Source organism: Paludisphaera soli, assembly GCF_011064595.1.
GTDB classification, from domain to species: Bacteria; Planctomycetota; Planctomycetia; order Isosphaerales; family Isosphaeraceae; genus Paludisphaera; species Paludisphaera soli.
The window spans coordinates 87,187-104,847 of the sequence record NZ_JAALJI010000004.1 but is presented as its reverse complement, the minus strand read 5'-3'; the positions used below and the strand labels follow the sequence as shown (position 1 = coordinate 104,847).

Sequence of the window (17,661 nt, the reverse complement as noted above, 5' to 3'; positions counted from 1 at the left end):
ACCTCGTGAAGCACATCTCGCGTCGCATCCTCACCTGGAAATTCTACTTCTACGAGCTGCTGCTCCCGAGCCTGGGCTCGCTCGCCCCGGCGCGGGCCGACGCGATCGTCCGCACGATGGGATGGGCCTCCACCTACCTCCGCCCCGGCCGCCGCGCCCGCCTCAAGGCCGCCATGGCCCGCGCGGCGGCGATCCTCGGGACCCGAGGGGCCGCCGAGGCCGGCTGGACCGCCCTGGCCGAGACCGCGGCGCGGTTCACCGCCCGCGACTACCCGCTCGACGGCGTCGGCGACGACGACGCCCTGGCCCGCTTCGAGGTGATCGGCTTCGAGGCCGTCCGCGAGGCGCTCGACCGGGGCCGGGGGGCGATCCTCGTCGGCAGCCACCTCGGCGCGCACATCGCCGGCATGCACTGGCTGTTCCGCCGGGGGCTGCCGGTGCGCGCCCTGGTGCAGCGGCCGAAGCACGTCTCGCGCGAGCTGAACCGGCGGTTCGACGCCTCCGCCGCCCCCTACGCCCAGTCCGAATTCTTCCTCAAGCGCGACCTGACGACCGCCGCGGCCGTCGAGCGGATGATGCAGGCGCGGTCGGCCCTGCGCGACGGCCTGGCCGTCTACCTGAACGGCGACATCGTCTGGGAAGGCTCCAACACCCGCACCTGCCGGCTGCTGGGCCGCGACCACGAGTTCCTCGCCGTCTGGGCCGAGCTGGCCTGCCTCACCCGCGCCCCGGTCTTCTTCATCTTCTGCCGCCACCTCCCCGCGGGCCGGTTCGCCCTGGAGTTCCGGGCCCTCGCGCCCGAGAGCCTGTCGCGGCCGGAGCACGCCCTCGCGGCCTATCTCGCCGAGGTCGAGGCCCAGGTCGCCGTCGACCCCTCCGAGGCCGTCGCCTACCTCACCTGGCCCTGCTACACCGAAGCCCCCGAGGCCGGCGACGCCGATCCCCCGCGCCGCGACGCCGGCGATCCCTCGCCCCCCCGGCCCCAGGCCCTGCGAGCGGCCGACGCGGCGACGCTCGCCCGATCCTCCGCACGGCGCTGATCCGGTCACATGAAAGCCGGGGGCGTGACGGTGCGAGGGACGATGTCAGCCGGGGGCGTTGCATGGCGGATCAAGTCGACGATCAGATCCTCTCCGGGTATATCAACGGCTACACGAAGCCGGTTCAGTGGGTCGCGTGGTGGGCCGCCGAGGTCGATGCCGCGAGCAAGGCGGCGCTGGGAACGCTCCTCTTCGACCCGAAGACCGACGCGCTGGTCGACCTGACCTCGCCGGAGGTCCGCGCGAGCGTCATCCGCGTCGTCCTGACGAACCCGCCGTTGCGGCGAAAGGTCGAGGCGGAATGGGAGGAGTTGCTCGTATCGCTCGTCGAGCGCATGGGCGAGACCTGAACCCGACGAACCTGACCCACGCGGGCCTCTCACCGATCTCGATGCCGAGCCTCCGAACCGCGACGGCCGTTTTCCGACGGGAATGCGATTTGCATCCCTCGTCGAACAGAGTCGACCAACGGGAACGCGAGTCTCCGAATCGAAAGAGGCCGGCGCGATGAACGCCAAGAACGTCATGGGCGGCAAGGTGCGATACGGCGTCGTCGCGGGGGGCATGATCTCGCAGGCGCACTTCATGCCCGGCGTGCGCAACACCAAGAACTCGGAGCTGACGGTCCTCGTCACCGGCGACCCCGAGAAGGCCGAGGCGCTCAAGCAGGAATTCGGCCTGCGGAAGACCTACCACTACGACGACTTCGACGAGCTGCTCGCCGCCGACGAGGTCGACGCCCTCTACATCGCGACGCCCAATCACCTGCATACCAAGTTCGTCGTCCCCGCGCTGAAGGCCGGCATCCACGTCCTGCTGGAGAAGCCGATGGCCGTGAACGAGGAGGACTGCAAGGCGATGATCGCCGCGGCCGAGGAGGGCGGGGCCAAGCTGATGCTCGCCTACCGCCTCCACTTCGAGCCCGCCACCGTCGCGGCCATCGAGCACGTGCGGGCCGGCGACATCGGCGAGGCCCGCCTGTTCACCGCCACCTTCACCCAGGCGATCAAGACCGACAACCACCGCGCCAAGCACGGCTTCGACGCCGGCCCGGTCTACGATATCGGCGTCTATCCCATCAACGCGGCCCGCCAGCTCTTCGGGTCCGAGCCGATCGAGGTCCACGCCGTCGGCGCGCGCAACCCGGAGTGGGGCCTGGAGGACATGGACGACACGGTAAGCGTCACCCTGCGCTTCCCCGGCGACCGGATCGCATCGTTCGTCGTCTCGTACACCCTGAACAGCTTCGAGCACTACGCCATCCTGGGGACGAAGGGGAACCTGTCCTTCCAGCCCGCCTTCTCCTACGGCCACGGCCTCGAATACGACGCGACGATCGGCGACGAGACCGAGCACCAGACCTTCCCCGAGGTCGACCAGTTCGGCAGCCAGGCCGAGTACTTCTCCGACTGCATCCTCGACGACCTGGACCCCGAGCCCGACGGCGAGGAAGGCTGGTGTGACGTCCGGATCGTCGAGGCGATCCGTCGCGCCCTCATCACCGGCCGCCCCCAGGCCCTCGAACCGTACACTCGCAAGCGCCGGGTCGAGCCGACCCAGGTTAGGGGGCTCGCCCCTCCCGAACCGGTCGAGATGGTCAACGCCGAGGACCCGAGCGAGAACCGCGACTGACGCGGCCCCGACCTCGGTTGCCGGATCGGCCGATTCCTGGGACGATGCAGGGGGACGCCTCCGCCGCGGGGGCGTCCCCTTCGCGCATCCTTCCGGCGTTCAGCTCAGGACGATCATGGCGAGCTTCCCCTGGTTCCAGGCCTCCGACAATCCGTACGGCGTCGTCTTCGAGTCGGTCGCCGGCCTGACCGAGCGGATCAAGGACGCCCTGGAGTCCGGGTTCGGCGAGGTGGCGATCCGGGGCGAGGTCTCGAACCTCTCCCGCCCCCGCTCCGGCCACCTCTACTTCAGCCTGCGGGACCAGGCGGCGAGCGTCCGGGTGGTCATGTGGCGGAGCGACGCCCAGCGGCTGCCGTTCGAACTGGCCGACGGCCTGGCCGTCCGGCTCGTCGGCCGCCTGACCGTCTACAGCCCGCGCGGCGAATACCAGATCATCGCGCAGGCCGTCGAGCCCGAGGGGATGGGCGCGGGCGAACTGGCCTTCCGGCAGCTCTTCGCCCGCCTCTCCGCCGAGGGCCTGTTCGACCCCGACCGGAAGCGTCGCCTGCCGCGTTTCCCCCGGAAGATCGCCGTCGTCACCAGCCCGACCGGGGCGGCCGTGCGCGACCTGCTCCAGGTCACCGGCCGGCGATGGAGCGGGACCGACGTGCTGATCGTCCCCACGCGCGTCCAGGGGATCGGCGTGGGCAAGGAGATCGCCGCCGCGATCGAGCTGGCCGGGCTGGCGCCGGGGGTCGAAGTCGTCGTCGTCGCCCGCGGGGGCGGCAGCGCCGAGGACCTGAGCCCGTTCAACGACGAGCGGGTCGTGCGCGCGATCGTCGGCTGCCCCGCGCCGGTCGTCGCGGCCGTCGGCCACGAGATCGACGTGACCCTCGCCGACCTGGCCGCCGACCGCCGCGCCCTGACGCCCAGCGAGGCCGGCGAGCTGGTCGTCCCCGACGCCGCCGAGATGGCCATGCACCTGGACCGTCTCGCCCAGGCCCTGCGCCACGCCGGCTCGGGACGCCTGCGCGACGCCCGCCTCGGGCTCGACCGCCTGGCCCGCGAGCTGAACGCCGCGCTGGGGCAGGACCTGGAACGCCGCCGGCATCGGCTCGACCGCCTCAAGACCTCGCTCGAAGCCCTGAACCCCGAGGCCGTCCTGGCGCGGGGCTACAGCCTGACCCTCGCCGACGACGGCAAGTCGCTCGTCCGCGATCCCTCCCAGGCTCCCGTCGGGAACCTCATCCAGACGGTCCTGGCCGGCGGCCGGATCACCTCACGGGTCGAGGCCTGAAACCCGACTCTCCCCTTCCCGAAATCCCGCGGCGATTCGCCCGAAAACCCGCAATTTCGCGCTTCCACCAAATCCTCCGCCCTTGACAGTGTGATACAACACGGCAGCAAGGGAGCGGCCATGTTTGGCCGCTCGAGCGAGGGGGTTCTCTGTTTCGCGAGGATCGCCTGGCCCAGTTTCGACGAAGAAACGGCGAAGTCGGGGCGAAATAGGGCGACTCCGCAACTTTTCTGCTTGCCACCGAAATTTAAAGATGGGTACTCTGGGCAGAATCGACCGGCGTGATGCTCGCACTCAAAAATCCCATCACGTCATCGAACGATCAGGCGGCCACGGGCCGGATCGAAATCGCGATGCCCCCGCCGCCCCTCTCTTCCGCCGCGGCGACCGTTCGACCTCCCCTGCTGGAGAATGCACCATGATCCCGGCGACGATGACGCGGATGGACCGACCCCGTGTGACTTGGGGCTCCTGGAACCGGGGCGAGGCGGCCGGGCGTCGCAAGCGTCGGCTCCGCGGGGAAACCCTGCGTCGGCTCGAAACCCTGGAGCACCGGACGCTCCTGGCGGCTGCCATCAACATCGACGCCGCCGCCTTCCTGACGTACGACACCGACGTGCTGACCTCGGAGATCCTGACGGTCTCGGTCTCGGGGAACGTCTACACGTTCGCCTCGGACGTGCCGATCAACGTCGTCTCGAACGCCGCCGGCCTGACCGTGGGCGGCGACGGGAGCATGACGGTGACGGTCCAGGCGATCACCGGCCTCCAGGTCGACGTGAACACCGGGACCAGCACCCTAACCGTCGCCAGCACCAACGTCCCGACGGGGATCACCCTGTTCGACAACGGGAACGAGGTGACGCTGGGCTCGGCGTCGAATCCCACCGGCCTCGCCGCGCTCTCGTCCGCGGTCGCCGTCTCGGAGTCCGGCGCACCCACGGGCAACCAGGTGGTCCTCGACGACTCCGGGGCGGCCCCGGTGTCGGTCACATACACGGTCACCGCCGCCGACGTGGCCCGCGGCGGTTTCGGCGGCCTGTCCTACTCGGGCGTCGACGAATTGACGCTGAAGGGGGCCTCGACGCTCGCCGGAGGCTCGAACACGTATGAGGTATCCGGGACCGCCGACGGCACCTGGACCTGGCTGGACGACTCGACGAGCTCGGCGTCGAGCGTCTTCACGGTCACCGGCACGTCCGCGGTCCAGGACGAGCTGACCGGCCTGCGCCTCAGCGGCGGCGGCGAGACCAGCATCTTCACGGTCGCGGCCGCCGCCACGCGGGTCGACGTCTGGGCGGGGACGGGGACGAACCTCCTGCTCGTCTCGAACCTGGAGTCGGCCTCGGGCGTGACCGGCGACGTCTCGGTCCTCAACGGTGCCTCCGCCCCCTTCCAGGTGACCCTCGACCATTCGGCCGGGACCGCCGACGGCGTCTGGAACCTGGAGATGGCGACCGTCGGCGAATTCTTCCTCGCCCACCTCACCGGCTTCAGCGCCGGCGGCTCCCTGAACTACGGGCCCGACGAGGTCGACGTCGTCACGCTCCGCAACGGTGAGGACCTGACCGCGTCGCTTACGGTGGATTTCGCCGGCGGCAACCCGCTGCCCGTCGGCTCGCCGCTGGTCTACGAAGGGGGCCGGGTCGGTGCCGCGACCGCCGCGAGCGACCTGATCCTCGTCGGCGACCCCGAAGTCGGGATCGTCGCCCAGCGGCACATGCCGTCCGGGCCGGGTACCGGCCAGATCCAGTTCACCGACGAGGACGACGGCGCGACCGAGATCCTCTATTCCCAGCTCGCGTCCGACAGCATCTACGACACGCTGGCCGCCGCCTCCTACACCTTCGTCTACACCGGCGACCCAGGCGTCGGCGTCGAGGTCCTAACGGGCGCGAACTCGGCCCTGACCGGCAACGTCCAGACGCTCCTGATCGCCTCGGCGGGCGCGCCCCCCGAGTTCGTCGACACCCACCTCGGCAACAAGGCGACCATCGTCGTCGACCAGACGGCCGGCGGGTCCGACTACTCGACCCTCGTCGACTACTCCGGCGCGACCCCCGTCGCCGGCCTCGCCAGTCTCTCAGTGGTCACCGGCTCGGGCGACGACGAGGCGCGCCTCGTCGACCTCCCCCCCGGCGCGGCCTTCATCCTCCAGCAGGGTGCCGGGAGCGACACGGCCTCTCTGACCCTGGCCGGCGCGGGGGCGTCCTCGACGGCACTCGACGGCGGCCCGGGCGTCGACGCCCTGACCATCATCGCCGACGGCTTCCCGCTGTCCGCGGCCGATTTCTCGGCCGCCGGAGGCACGACGACCATCACGAGCGCCCTCCTGCCCGGCGGGCCGATCTCCTACACGCGGTACGAGAGCGTCGTGGTCACCGGCGCGGATCCCATCGTGCCGACCGTCTACGGGGTCCCGATCCACGCGGTCGAGGGCCAGCGGTTGGTCGACGGCCTGGTGGGCGCGTTCACGGCCTCGGCCACCGCCCGCGCGTCCGACTTCGTCGCGACCGTGGCCTGGGGCGACGGCACGACCACGGCCGGCGTGATCGTCCAGGACGCCTCGAACCCCTCGATCTACTATATCTACGGCTCGCACACCTACTACGAGCCGGGCCAGGGGCTGGCGACCGCGATCACCGTGGCCTCGCTGGGCTCCACGACCACGACGTACATCGGCGGCGTCCCGGTCACGTTCGTCGCGTCGGCGGGCGCCCCGGTCACGACTCCCAGCCAGGCGTTCGTGGACGACGCGCCGATCACCGTCGCCGTCAACAACGTCTGGGGCTTCGAGAACATCCCGATCGCCACCGGCCCGCTCGTCGTGGCGACGTTCAACGACGTGGGGGGGATCGACCCGACCGACGCCGCCCCGGCCTCGAACTACTCGGCCACGATCTACTGGGGAGACGGCTCGGCGGGCGTCGGCGGCCTGACGATCATCCGCAACGGGACCACCAGCAGCTTCGTGGTGACCGCCGCCCCGCACACCTACGCGATCCCGGGGAGCTACGTCGTCACCGTCGTGGTGACCGACCTGGAGACCGGCTCCGCCTGGATCGGGACCTCGACGGCGGCCGTCGCCGACGCCCCGCTGACCCGGACGCCCTCGCAGCCCTCGGTCGCGAACGCCCAGGAAGGGATCCAGTTCGTCGACCGGGTGATCGGCTCGTTCGTCGACGCCAACCCGCTGGCGACCACCGACCAGTACACGGTGACGATCGACTGGGGCGACGGCTCGCCGACCAGCCTGGGCCGGGTGATCCAGCCCGGTGGCGTCGGGACCACCATGTTCGTCGTCGGCACCCACACCTACGCCGACGCCCTGGCCCCCGGCGCTCCCCCGCTGACGGCCGGGGCCGGCCCCGTGGCGGGCCCGGTCACGCTGAACGGCACGTACCGGCTCACGATGGCGGTCCGCGACACCTTCGGCTCGACCGTCAACCTGTTCAACGAGCTGACGGTCGAAGACCGGCCGCTGACGATCGCCGGGGCGCTCGACTCGACGTCCGACACCGGGATCTCCAACACCGACAACGTGACCAACGACGCCACGCCGACGTACAGCGGCGTCGCGAGCGAGGGGGGCGCGGTCGTCTACCTGTACGCCTCGCTGAACGGCGGGACGCCGGTCCTGATCGGCTCCAGCACGGCCGACGCCACGGGCGCCTGGAGCGTCACCCCGGCCCTGGCCCTGGCCGACGGCGGCTACCGGATCCAGGTCCAGGCGTACGACGACTCGGGCCACACCATCGGCGCCCTGACCACCCTGACGGCGTCGCTGGTGATCGACACCGTCGGCCCCAAGGTCACGGACCTGGTGTTCGACAACTTCCGCGGCCAGGTGATCGCCTCGTTCGAGGACTTCGGCGGCGCGGCGAACGTCGGCGTGGGGCTCGTCCAGGCGGCCCTGCGGGACGCCAACAACTTCCGCTTCGCGAAGCTCGCCGCCGCGAACTCCCCCGTCCGGCGGTTCCTCGCCACGTCGATCTCGGTCTCTCCCGGGACGAATCTCGGCGAGCAGGTCGCGACGGTGCGGTTCAACGACGGCGCCGGGATCCGGGGCGGCCGCTACCTCTTCACGGCCCGTTCCGTGGACCCGGCGAACCTGTCGGGGATCCGCGACGTCGCCGGCAACGCGCTGGACGGCGAGTACTACGGCTACTTCCCGTCCGGCAACGACGTCAACGGCGGCGACTTCGAGGCCAGGCTCGACGCGCGGCACCACACGATCTTCCCCCCCCGGACCCAGGTCGGCACGGCCACCCCGGTCGACCCCCCGGGCCGCCCGGCGACGGGCCGTTTCCTCCGGCTCGACGGCACGCTGCTCCCCTCGGCGGGCTCGGCGGTCAGGCTGTCGTCGGCCCGGGGCGCCGCCCGCCTGGCGCGCCTCGGTTCCTGATCGCCTGATGATCTGATATCTTGATCGCCGCGCCCGGGCGCTTTCGCCCGGGCGCGGCCATTCCACGCGCAGGGACGCCCGACCGCTCCGGAGAGTTTCATGCAACGGGATTTGCTCGCGTCGTTTCGGGATCGGTTCGGCCTCCCTCGCCCGTTGCGCGCGAGGCCGACTCGGCGTCGCCTCGGGGTCGAGGCGCTGGAGGGCCGCCGCCTGCTCGCCGCCTCGCTCGACATCAGCGGCGGCACGCTCCTGTTCCAGGCCGTCGGCGGCGCCATGAACCTGTCGATCTCGGTGGACGGGGCCGACGTCTACACCTTCCGCGACCCCACCCAGGCGATCACGCTGGGGGGCGGAACCGGCGCCTGGACCCTCTCGGGCGACGGCCACACCGCCACCGGCCCGGCCTCGTCGTTCGCCTCGATCGCCGTCGTCGGCGACGCCGGCGCGTTCAACGACGTGGTCAGCGTCGCGTCGACGGAGGCGTCGGTGGACATCAGCACGGGCGCCGGGAACGACTCGTTCTTCTTCACCACGCAGTCGATCGCGGCGGCCGTCTCGCTGAACAACGCCGTCAGCGGCGGGTCCGACGGCGACACGGTCTATTACGCCGTCGGCGGCGTCGACGGGACCTTCGCCACCGGCGCCCTCGGCCGCGAGACCTTCCTCAGCTCGGCGGCGGGCGCGGGCCTGATCAGCGTCAACACGGTCAAGCCGATCTACGCCTCGTCGTTCCCGGACCTCGTCGCTTCGGGCGCCACGCTCGACCTGGAGCTCAACACCCTCTACACGACCCCGACCGTGCTCTCGACGACCCTCTCGGTCACGGGCGGCGTGATCCAGGCGGCGGTGGCCGGGGGGCCGGTCCACAGCTTCCCCCAGAACACGATCGACGGCTTCGCGATCGGCGGCACCTCGGCCGGCAACACCCTGACGATCGACTACGCCGGCGGGATCCCCTACGGCCCGGGCGTCGACTTCTCGCCGGCCGCGGCGGGCTCGAACACGCTGATCCTCCAGAACGGCAGCTTCACGCAGCAGGCCTACGTCGCGTCGTCGCCCGGGGCCGGGCGGATCGCCTTCCCGAACCGCACGGTCGGCTCGGCCACGATCACCAACGTCGTCGACTTCGCGAACCTCAGCCCGATCATCGACACGGTGGCCGTCGCCGGCTTCACGTTCTCCGCCCCGACCGGCGCGCAGTCGATCGAGGTCGAGCCCGGCCCGCTCGTCGGCGGCGTGCAGACGACGCGGATCCGAAGCACGACGAACGCCTTCGAGCAGATCGACTTCGCCAACAAGGGCGCGGTGACGATCAACACCGGCGGCGACGCCGACGTCCTTTCGGTCGACCTCGGCGTCCCGGCCGTCGGCCTGGCCTCGGTCGCGATCAACACCGGCGCGGGCGACGACACGGTCGTCCTGCTGGCCTCGGCCGCCGGCGTGGCCACGACCATCGACGTCGGCGCGGGGGCCGCGAACCTGATCGACCTGAGCGACGCCGGCAGCCTCGTCGGCCTGCTCGGCGACGTCTTCGCGAGGGCCACCGGGGGCGCGACCACCCTCAAGCTCGACGACTCGGCGCGGAACGTCGCCGACGCCTTCGTCATCTCCCCCACGCGCGTCACCGGCGGGCCGATCGGGACGTTCGTCGACTACTCCGCCGGCGTGACCGACGTCGAGGTCCGCGGCGGCACCGTGAACGACACGTTCACCTTCACCGGCTTCGGCGGCCCCACCACGGCCGAGAACTACGTCATCGCCGGCGGCCCCGGGACCGATACGCTGGTCGTCAACTCCACCCTGCCGACGGCGAACTTCTCGACCCCGGGGATCCTCAGCTTCGGCGCGGGCGAGCCGACGATCGAGTATTCCAGCATCGAGCAGGTCACGCTCAACCTCTCGACCAGCGCGCCGGTCGGGATCCCGGTCACGGCCTATGCGGTCGAGGCCCGGCCGTTCGTGCAGCAGACGGTCGCCCGCTTCACCGACGCCGCGCCGGTCGCCGGGGTCGGCTACTACGCCTCGATCGACTGGGGCGACGGCACGGCGCCCTCGGGGGGCGTGATCATCCCCGCGGGGGCCACGGGCAACTACGAGGTGGTGGGCACCCACACCTACGCGACGGCGGCGACCTACCCCGTGACCGTCACCGTCACCCGCCAGGGGGGCGGCACCAGCGGGACGACCGTCGTCGGCGGCGTGCCGATCACGGTCAACAGCGGCGTCGCCGAGACCACCACGATCGACTCCACGGCCGTCGTCTACGCGGCGCCCCTGGCCGCCCAGGGCTTCCCCCTGTCGGGCCGCGCGACCTCGCCGCTCGCCGCGTCCGCCGGCGGCGTGCAGGTCGCCTCGTTCACCGACTCGGGGACCAACCTGCCCCCCTCGGCCTACACCGCCCTCATCTACTGGGGGGACGGCTCCGCCCCGACCCCGGCCACGCAGATCACCGCCACCGGGACCGCCGGCGGTGTGGTCTACAACGTCTTCGGCGACCACGTCTACGCCCAGCCCGGGAACTATCCGATCACGGTCCTGATCACCAAGCCGCCCGTGGCCGTGGCGCCCCCGGCCACGCCCCAGGCCGGCCCCGGCGCGCAGGCGGTGGCCGTCTCGACCGCCTCGATCCTCCCCGCGGCGCTCGCCAGCGTCGTCGGCCAGCTCAACCCCGCGAGCGATTCGGGCGCCTCGCGGACCGACGGGATCACCAACGTCGTCCAGCCGACCTACTCCGGCCTGGCCGACGCCCCCGGCGGCACGGTGGCGGTCGTCGCCGTCTCCAACACGACCGGCGCCCCGATCCTCCTCGGCGCCACCCAGGCCGACGAGGCCGGCGCGTGGAACGTGACCTCGGGGGTCGCCCTCCCCGACGACTCCTACACCGTCACGGTCTACGCCACCGACCGCTTCAACCCGTCGATCCTCGTCACCAACGTCCTCTCGCAGGTCCTGACGATCGACACCGTCGGGCCCCGGGTGACCGGCGCGGCCTTTATCCCCTCGTCGGGCTCGGTCCAGCTGAACTATCTGGACTACGGCGGGGCGGCGAACGCCGGGGCGGGCCTAAACCTCGCGAGCGTGCAGGACCTGTCCAACTACGCCTTCGCGTTCGTCTCGACCACGGTCCGCGGCTACCGGCCGCCGAACCGCTGGCTCGTGGGGCCGATCGCCGTCGCGCCGGGGACCACGTCGGGCGTGCAGTTCACGACCATCCTCGTCAACGGCGGGACGCCGATCCGGGGCGGGGTGTACCAGATCCTCGCCCGGTCCAGCTCGGCCGCCGCGCCCTCGGGCGTGCAGGACCTGGCCGGGAACGCCCTCGACGGCGAGTTCTACGGCGCCTTCCCGTCGGGCAACAACGTCAACGGCGGCGACTTCATCGCGCGGCTGGACTCGATCCACAACCGCGTCTACTCGCCCCAGACGACCGTCGGCCCCGGCCGGCCCCGGCCCACGCCGACCCGCCCCGTGCGGCCGACCCCCGTGCGCCCGGTCCGGCCGGTCCGGCCCGCCCCGGTCCGCCCCGTGCGCCCGGCCCGCTGAGCCCGGCCCTCGGCTTGGCCCGTCGCTGCGAAATCGCTAAGGTGTGGGGGGTGGACCCGAGTCCGCCCCCTCCGCCTTTTTTTCGTTCCACCCACGCGGCGACGCCCATGCCCGACGAACCCGAAGTCCGCTTCGAATCCGCCCTGGCCGACCTGGAGGCGATCGTCGAATCCCTCCAGCGCGGGGAGCCGGCGCTCGACGCCGCCCTGGAGAAGTACCAGAAGGGGGTGGCCCTGCTCAATCGCTGCTACGGCCTCCTCGAACGCGCCGAGCGGTCCGTCTCCGTCCTGACCGGCTTCGACGAGGCCGGCGAGCCGATCACGACCGGCTTCGACCCGACCGCCACCTTCGACCTCGCCAAGTCCGCCGCCGCGACGATCGTCGCGTCCGTCGCCCTCGACGTCGAACCCGACGAGGTCCCCGCCCCCAAGCCCGCCCGCCGCAAGCGCGTCCCCAAGGCCGCCGCCCCGGCCCCCGAGCCCGCCGCCGATCCCGAGCCGATCAAGCCCGAGGTCGCGCCCGAGCCCGAGCCGGAATACGACCGCTTCGACCCGCCGTTCTGATCCGGTCGCGTCACGCCCCGCCGTGCATCCTCGGCCCCGGATATTCCTCGTGAAGCGAGGTCTTCATGACTCGAATCAATAGAGTCATAATGCGAAGGGTTCAATCACTGGTTGGACTTTCAGCCGGCGGTCGTCCGATTGGTTCTCGCGTTCGGTACGCGAAAGGCACAGGGGACGAAGCATGTGTACTTTATGCGTGGCGAGCCCTTGGCAGGGTGATTGGGAGGCCCGACTTCGCGACGTGGTCAAAACGTCCGGTTACAATTCAATCACGGACATGCTGGCTCAGAATAAGAACATGTCGTACCATGAATTCATCGTCAAGCTGACGCCTGGATTTGCCCCAATGCAGATCTACGGCATGCAGATCCGAGAGGCCGAAGCTTCGGGACGACTCCGAGAGGCTGCGGCTGACTGCCTCGCGAGGACGGTCATCGAACGCACCAAAAGACGCGGATGGTGGCAAGGCCAGCATTCGTCGAGAGTCAAGGCCAGCTGTTACGCCACCTGGAGTAGTCGCATAAAATCATTCGCGGTCAACGAGGAGCAAGTACGTGATCGACTGAAGGCGGTCTGGAAATCTTTGGAAGGGGCTGTCGAAGGAACTTCTTGGTGTCCGGAAGGATTTGACGACATCGAAATACAGAGTGCATTCGATAGGGAGTGGTTGCGGGCAACATGATTTCGGATCTCCAGCGTGGTTCCCTGCCTCAACCTATCTTGCCGGTGTGTTAGCCGTCGCTCGGGTTCCGACGAGCGTGCAGGCGCAGAAGGGAGCCAAGGCTTTCCATTCGCCATGGACCTCGGCTCTCTGCGGCTCGCGGCCAGCATTTCCTACTCTTGTAAACGATGTCGTCGCCAAGGACGGACTCGGCCTCTGCTACCTGCCGAACCACGATCCGCGCCCCGGAGCCCCGGACGACGAGGGGCTCGCTCTCGGCCGCGATCGCGTCGAGCGAGACGGCACCGGCGACGTCGAGCGGCAGGGGGATCAGGTTGTCCCATCGCCGCTCGCCGGCCCGGAAATCCCCGTCCGCCAGGTTGACGGGATAATTCGAGGGGAGCGATTCGACGACGACCTCCAGGACCATCAGGTCCAGGTCGACGAGCCACCCGGTCCCCGGATCGACGCCGGGCCTCCCTTCCGAACGGTGTACATAGGCCGGCGCCAGGTGCAGCACCAGGTCCCGACCGACTCGCGACACGCCGACGAGCCGGGAATCATGGATCTCGACCGCTTCGCGCATCACCGCCCCCGCGTCCGCCCGCCTCACAGGCTCGTCACGCCCCGCTGTGCATCCTCGGCCCCGGCGGCTGCTCGGCCAGGATCCTCGCCTCGGCCTCCAGCAGCTCGCGCCAGCGGGCCTGCACCGCATCGTCCGGCAGGACGTGGCCGGCGAGGACCAGGAAGACGCGATAGTGCCCCAGCTCCGACGCCCCCAGTCGGTCGTAGAACCGGGACAGCTCGGGATCGGAAGCGGCCGTGCACCGGGCCAGGGCCAGGAACCGCTCGCAGGAGCGGGCCTCGATCAGGGCCGAGATCAAGAGCCGGTCGACCAGCTCCTCGTTCCCCCGGCCGGTCCGCACGAGCCCCCTCAGCGCGGTGGCGTAGGTGTTGCGGTGGTTCCGCTCCAGCCGGCCGCCGCGGCGCGTGAGCAGCCGCACCACCGAGTTGAGGTGCGCGGCCTCGTCGTGGGCCACCGAGGCCAGTGTCGTCGTCCAGACGTCCGGCGGCGTGGGCTCGGGCCAGCGGTTCAAAAGGTCGAGCGCGTTGGCCGCCGCCTTCTTCTCCAGGAAGGCGTGATCGTTCAGGAGCGCGAGCGGCTCGCGCAGGGCCCGTTCGGCCCAGGCGTCGGGCGTCCGGGAGAGCAATGGCAGGTCCTCGACCGACTCGACGAGACTCATGACTCGGACCGTCTCCCGATTCCGCAAGGTTGGGTGCACGCGCCGCCGGGCCGCGATCTCACCACATCTTTCCCATCCTACCGCCGAAACCCCGTCCCCGGGGTCGGCGGGCCCTCGGAATCGCTTTGCTCCGCAAAGTTCCGTGGGCAGCCATGTAGACAAGGGCGGGGGTAATGTCGACAATAGCAGCGGGCGCGGGGAGTTGGGAGGATGGAACCCTCCGGGAGGTCGCTTTGCGAGGCGACGCGACGTCCAGAGACTTGTCCGCCCCGGCACTCCGTGTAACATTCATCTCCATGACGAGCTGTTCAGATACCTTGACCGCGTCGACGCTCGACGACTATCTCGGCCAGCATCGCCGCCGCGTGGAGGCGGCCCTGGCGGCCGCCCTGCCCGGCCCGGCCCCGGACGACCTCGGGGGCTGCCCCGAGCGCCTGGCATCGGCGATGCGCTACAGCCTGCTGGGGGGCGGCAAGCGGCTGCGGCCGGTCCTCTGCCTGATGGCGGCCGAGGCCTGCGGCGCGTCGTGGCCCGAGGCGATGCCGGCGGCGCTGGCGCTGGAGCTGGTGCACACCTACTCGCTGATCCACGACGACCTGCCGGCCATGGACGACGACGACCTGCGTCGGGGCCGGCCGACCTGCCACAAGGCCTTCGACGAGGCCACGGCGATCCTGGCCGGCGACGGCCTGCTGACCCTGGCCTTCGAGCTGATCGTCCGGGGGATCGAGCCGGCGGCCTCGGCCGCCGAGTGCGTGCGGATCCTGGCCGAGGCGTCCGGGCCCTCGGGGATGGTCGGCGGCCAGATGGCCGACCTGGAGGCCGAGACCCGCGCCGGCGACGGCGAGGACGGCTCGGCGGCCGAGCTGGAGGCGATCCACCGCCGCAAGACGGGGGCGCTTTTGCGGGCCCCGCTGGAGATGGGCGCCGTCATCGCCCGGGCGCCCGACGCCTGGCGCGACGCCCTGGCGAGGTACGGCAAGGCGGTGGGCCTGGCCTTCCAGATCGTCGACGACCTGCTCGACGTCGAGGGAGACGAGGCCAAGCTGGGCAAGCGGGTCGGCAAGGATTCGGGCCACGGCAAGTGGACGTACCCCCGGTTCCTGGGGGTCGAGGGGAGCCGGGCCAAGGCCCGGCAGCTCGCGCAGGAGGCGGTCGCCGCCCTGGTCCCGTTGGAAGCGCGCGGCGGACGGCTCCGCGAGCTGGCGCTGGCTCTATTGGAAAGGGAGTGTTGATGCTCAGCCCCGATACGATCCTGTCCCGGATCGGCTCCCCGGCGGACCTCAAGGCGCTGAACGACAGGGAACTCGACCAGCTCGCCGACGAGATGCGCCACGAGCTGATCGGCGTCGTGGGGCGGCGCGCGGCGCACTTCGCCAGCAACCTGGGCGTGGTGGAGCTCTGCCTGGCGCTCCACCTCACCTTCGACTTCGCGACCGACCGCCTGATCTGGGACACCGGCCACCAGATCTACCCCCACAAGCTGATCACCGGCCGAGCCGCCGAGCTGCACACGATCCGGACCAAGGGGGGCCTGATGGGCTACCCCAACCCGGCCGAGAGCCCCTACGACCTGTTCATGACCGGCCACGCCGGCTGCGCCCCGTCGACCGCCCTGGGCCTCAAGCTGGGCGACGAGCTGATGGGCCGCACCGACGCCCACTCGGTCGCCGTCATCGGCGACGGCGCCTTCCCCTCGGGCATCGTCTTCGAGGCGCTCAACCACGCGAGCGGCTCCCAGAGCAAGCTCCTGGTGATCCTCAACGACAACAAGATGTCGATCTGCCCCCCCGTCGGCGGCGTCGCCAACGCGCTGGACCGGGCGCGGATGTCCAAGACCTACCACGACTGGAACAAGCGGCTGAAGTCGCTCGTGCCGACCATCCCGCTCGTGGGTGAGACCGCCGAGCGCTGGCTCCAGCAGTTCAAGGACGCCATCAAGGCCTCGCTCCAGCACGGCATGCTGTTCGAGGAGCTGGGCTTCACCTACCTCGGGCCGATCGACGGCCACGACCTGAAGGGCCTGCGGACCTACCTGGAGAAGGTCAAGGAGATGAGCGGGCCGATCCTGCTCCACGTCCTGACCAACAAGGGCCACGGCTTCGAACCGGCCGTCAAGGACCCGGTGAAGTTCCACGCCCCCGCCCCGTTCCGCAAGTCCGAGGGGGGCTACGTCCCGATCAAGGTCTCGAGCAGCGAGACCTACACCGACGCCTTCAGCGCCGCCCTGTTCGACGCCTGCCGACGCGACTCCCGCGTGGCCGTCCTCACCGCCGCGATGTGCGAGGGGAACAAGCTCCAGAAGGTCCGCGAGACCTTCCCCAAGCAGTTCTTCGACGTCGGCATCTGCGAGAGCCACGCCGTCGCCCTGGCCGGCGGCATGGCCAAGGCCGGCGCCCGGCCGGTGGTCGACATCTACAGCACGTTCCTCCAGCGCGCCTACGACCAGATCTTCCAGGAGGTCTCGCTCCAGAGCCTCCCGGTCGTCTTCTGCCTCGACCGCGCCGGGCTCGTCGGTGCCGACGGGCCGACGCACCACGGCAGCTACGACCTGGCCTACATGCGGGCCTTCCCCAACATGGTCGTCATGGCCCCCGGCGACCGCCGCGACGTCGGCCCGATGCTGGAGTTCGCCCTCGGCCACGACGCGCCGGTCTCCATCCGCTACCCCCGCGCCAACCTCGAATCGGTGGAGCGCGAGGTCCAGCCGATCGAGCTGGGGCAGGCCGAGGTCATCGAGTGGGAGAGCGACGGCATGATCGTCGCCTGCGGGGCGATCCTGGGGACCTGCCTCCAGGCCGCCGCCCGGCTCCACCGCCGCTACGGCCTGCACGTCGGCGTCATCAACGCCCGGTTCGCCAAGCCCCTGGACCGCACCACGATCGGCAAGGCGATCGAGGAGGCCGCGTTCGTCCTCACCGTCGAGGAGGGCTGCCTCCCCGGCGGCTTCGGCTCCGCCGTGCTGGAGGCCGCCAACGACGCCGGGCTGCCGACGCAGCACGTCCGCCGGCTGGGGCTCCCCGACCGCTTCGTCCTCCACGCCGAGCGCGACGAGCAGCTCGCCGAGGTCGGCCTGGACGTCGACGGCATCACCGCCTCCGCCCTGGAGCTGGCCCGCGCCGTCGGCCTGGAGTTCACCGACCTGGGCCCCGAGCCGGAAGCCGCCGCCGCGGCCCGCCCGGACTCGGCCGTCGGCCCCGCGGCGCACCCCAACGGATCGACCGTCGTCGCCGCCTCCCCCTCCCAGCAGTGACCTGAGACGACCCCGGCGCGACCCGCCGGGGGCCCGGGGACTCT

Annotated in this window: 11 protein-coding genes; 9 read left to right on the top strand and 2 right to left on the bottom strand. The window is 70.9% G+C overall.

Annotated features, from left to right (window positions below):
* Positions 1–5 precede the first annotated feature (5 nt).
* The 7 genes from G6O68_RS07135 to xseB all read left to right on the top strand — a co-directional run bounded on the left by G6O68_RS07135 (position 6) and on the right by xseB (position 12,459).
* The gene (locus tag G6O68_RS07135; protein WP_165246305.1) at positions 6–1,040 is read left to right on the top strand and encodes an LpxL/LpxP family acyltransferase; all 1,035 of its coding nucleotides are present in this window, start codon (positions 6–8) and stop codon (positions 1,038–1,040) included.
* 62 nt (positions 1,041–1,102) lie between these two features.
* Entirely contained in the window at positions 1,103–1,390 is a 288-nt protein-coding gene (locus tag G6O68_RS07130) for a hypothetical protein (protein WP_165246304.1), read from the top strand.
* A 157-nt stretch (positions 1,391–1,547) separates the two neighbouring features.
* The gene (locus G6O68_RS07125; protein WP_165246303.1) at positions 1,548–2,672 is read left to right on the top strand and encodes a Gfo/Idh/MocA family protein; all 1,125 of its coding nucleotides are present in this window, start codon (positions 1,548–1,550) and stop codon (positions 2,670–2,672) included.
* 115 nt (positions 2,673–2,787) lie between these two features.
* Entirely contained in the window at positions 2,788–3,948 is a 1,161-nt protein-coding gene (xseA, locus tag G6O68_RS07120; protein ID WP_165246302.1) for an exodeoxyribonuclease VII large subunit, read from the top strand.
* Positions 3,949–4,390: 442 nt separating this feature from the next.
* Entirely contained in the window at positions 4,391–8,353 is a 3,963-nt protein-coding gene (locus G6O68_RS07115; protein ID WP_165246301.1) for an Ig-like domain-containing protein, read from the top strand.
* Positions 8,354–8,452: 99 nt separating this feature from the next.
* On the top strand, positions 8,453–11,896 hold the full coding sequence (locus G6O68_RS07110; protein ID WP_165246300.1) for an Ig-like domain-containing protein: 3,444 nt from the start codon (positions 8,453–8,455) through the stop codon (positions 11,894–11,896).
* A gap of 107 nt (positions 11,897–12,003) precedes the next feature.
* Positions 12,004–12,459 carry an exodeoxyribonuclease VII small subunit gene (xseB, locus tag G6O68_RS07105; protein ID WP_165246299.1) on the top strand — a complete coding sequence of 152 codons (456 nt, stop codon included), beginning with the start codon at positions 12,004–12,006 and terminating at the stop codon, positions 12,457–12,459.
* Between the two features lie 731 nt (positions 12,460–13,190).
* Here xseB and G6O68_RS07100 read toward each other — a convergent pair.
* Both G6O68_RS07100 and miaE read right to left on the bottom strand, forming a co-directional pair.
* Positions 13,191–13,709, bottom strand: coding sequence for a hypothetical protein (locus tag G6O68_RS07100; RefSeq protein WP_165246298.1), 519 nt, complete (start codon positions 13,707–13,709; stop codon positions 13,191–13,193).
* Positions 13,710–13,740: 31 nt separating this feature from the next.
* Positions 13,741–14,364 carry a tRNA isopentenyl-2-thiomethyl-A-37 hydroxylase MiaE gene (gene miaE / locus G6O68_RS07095; protein WP_165246297.1) on the bottom strand — a complete coding sequence of 208 codons (624 nt, stop codon included), beginning with the start codon at positions 14,362–14,364 and terminating at the stop codon, positions 13,741–13,743.
* Between the two features lie 317 nt (positions 14,365–14,681).
* Between miaE and G6O68_RS07090 the strand changes: the two genes are divergently transcribed.
* A complete protein-coding gene (locus tag G6O68_RS07090) occupies positions 14,682–15,599 on the top strand; it encodes a polyprenyl synthetase family protein (RefSeq protein WP_240911088.1) in 918 nt (305 codons plus the stop codon).
* Positions 15,599–17,617, top strand: coding sequence for a 1-deoxy-D-xylulose-5-phosphate synthase (gene dxs / locus G6O68_RS07085; protein ID WP_165246294.1), 2,019 nt, complete (start codon positions 15,599–15,601; stop codon positions 17,615–17,617). The genes G6O68_RS07090 and dxs overlap by 1 nt, the downstream gene beginning before the upstream one ends.
* The last annotated feature ends 44 nt before the right edge of the window (positions 17,618–17,661 follow it).

Coding starts and splice junctions, on each gene's coding strand:
- G6O68_RS07130 (WP_165246304.1), top strand. CDS start 1,103: ATGGCGGATCAAGTCGACGATCAGATCCTCTCCGGGTATATCAACGGC.
- G6O68_RS07125 (WP_165246303.1), top strand. CDS start 1,548: ATGAACGCCAAGAACGTCATGGGCGGCAAGGTGCGATACGGCGTCGTC.
- xseA (WP_165246302.1), top strand. CDS start 2,788: ATGGCGAGCTTCCCCTGGTTCCAGGCCTCCGACAATCCGTACGGCGTC.
- G6O68_RS07115 (WP_165246301.1), top strand. CDS start 4,391: ATGGACCGACCCCGTGTGACTTGGGGCTCCTGGAACCGGGGCGAGGCG.
- G6O68_RS07110 (WP_165246300.1), top strand. CDS start 8,453: ATGCAACGGGATTTGCTCGCGTCGTTTCGGGATCGGTTCGGCCTCCCT.
- xseB (WP_165246299.1), top strand. CDS start 12,004: ATGCCCGACGAACCCGAAGTCCGCTTCGAATCCGCCCTGGCCGACCTG.
- miaE (WP_165246297.1), bottom strand. CDS start 14,364: ATGAGTCTCGTCGAGTCGGTCGAGGACCTGCCATTGCTCTCCCGGACG.
- dxs (WP_165246294.1), top strand. CDS start 15,599: ATGCTCAGCCCCGATACGATCCTGTCCCGGATCGGCTCCCCGGCGGAC.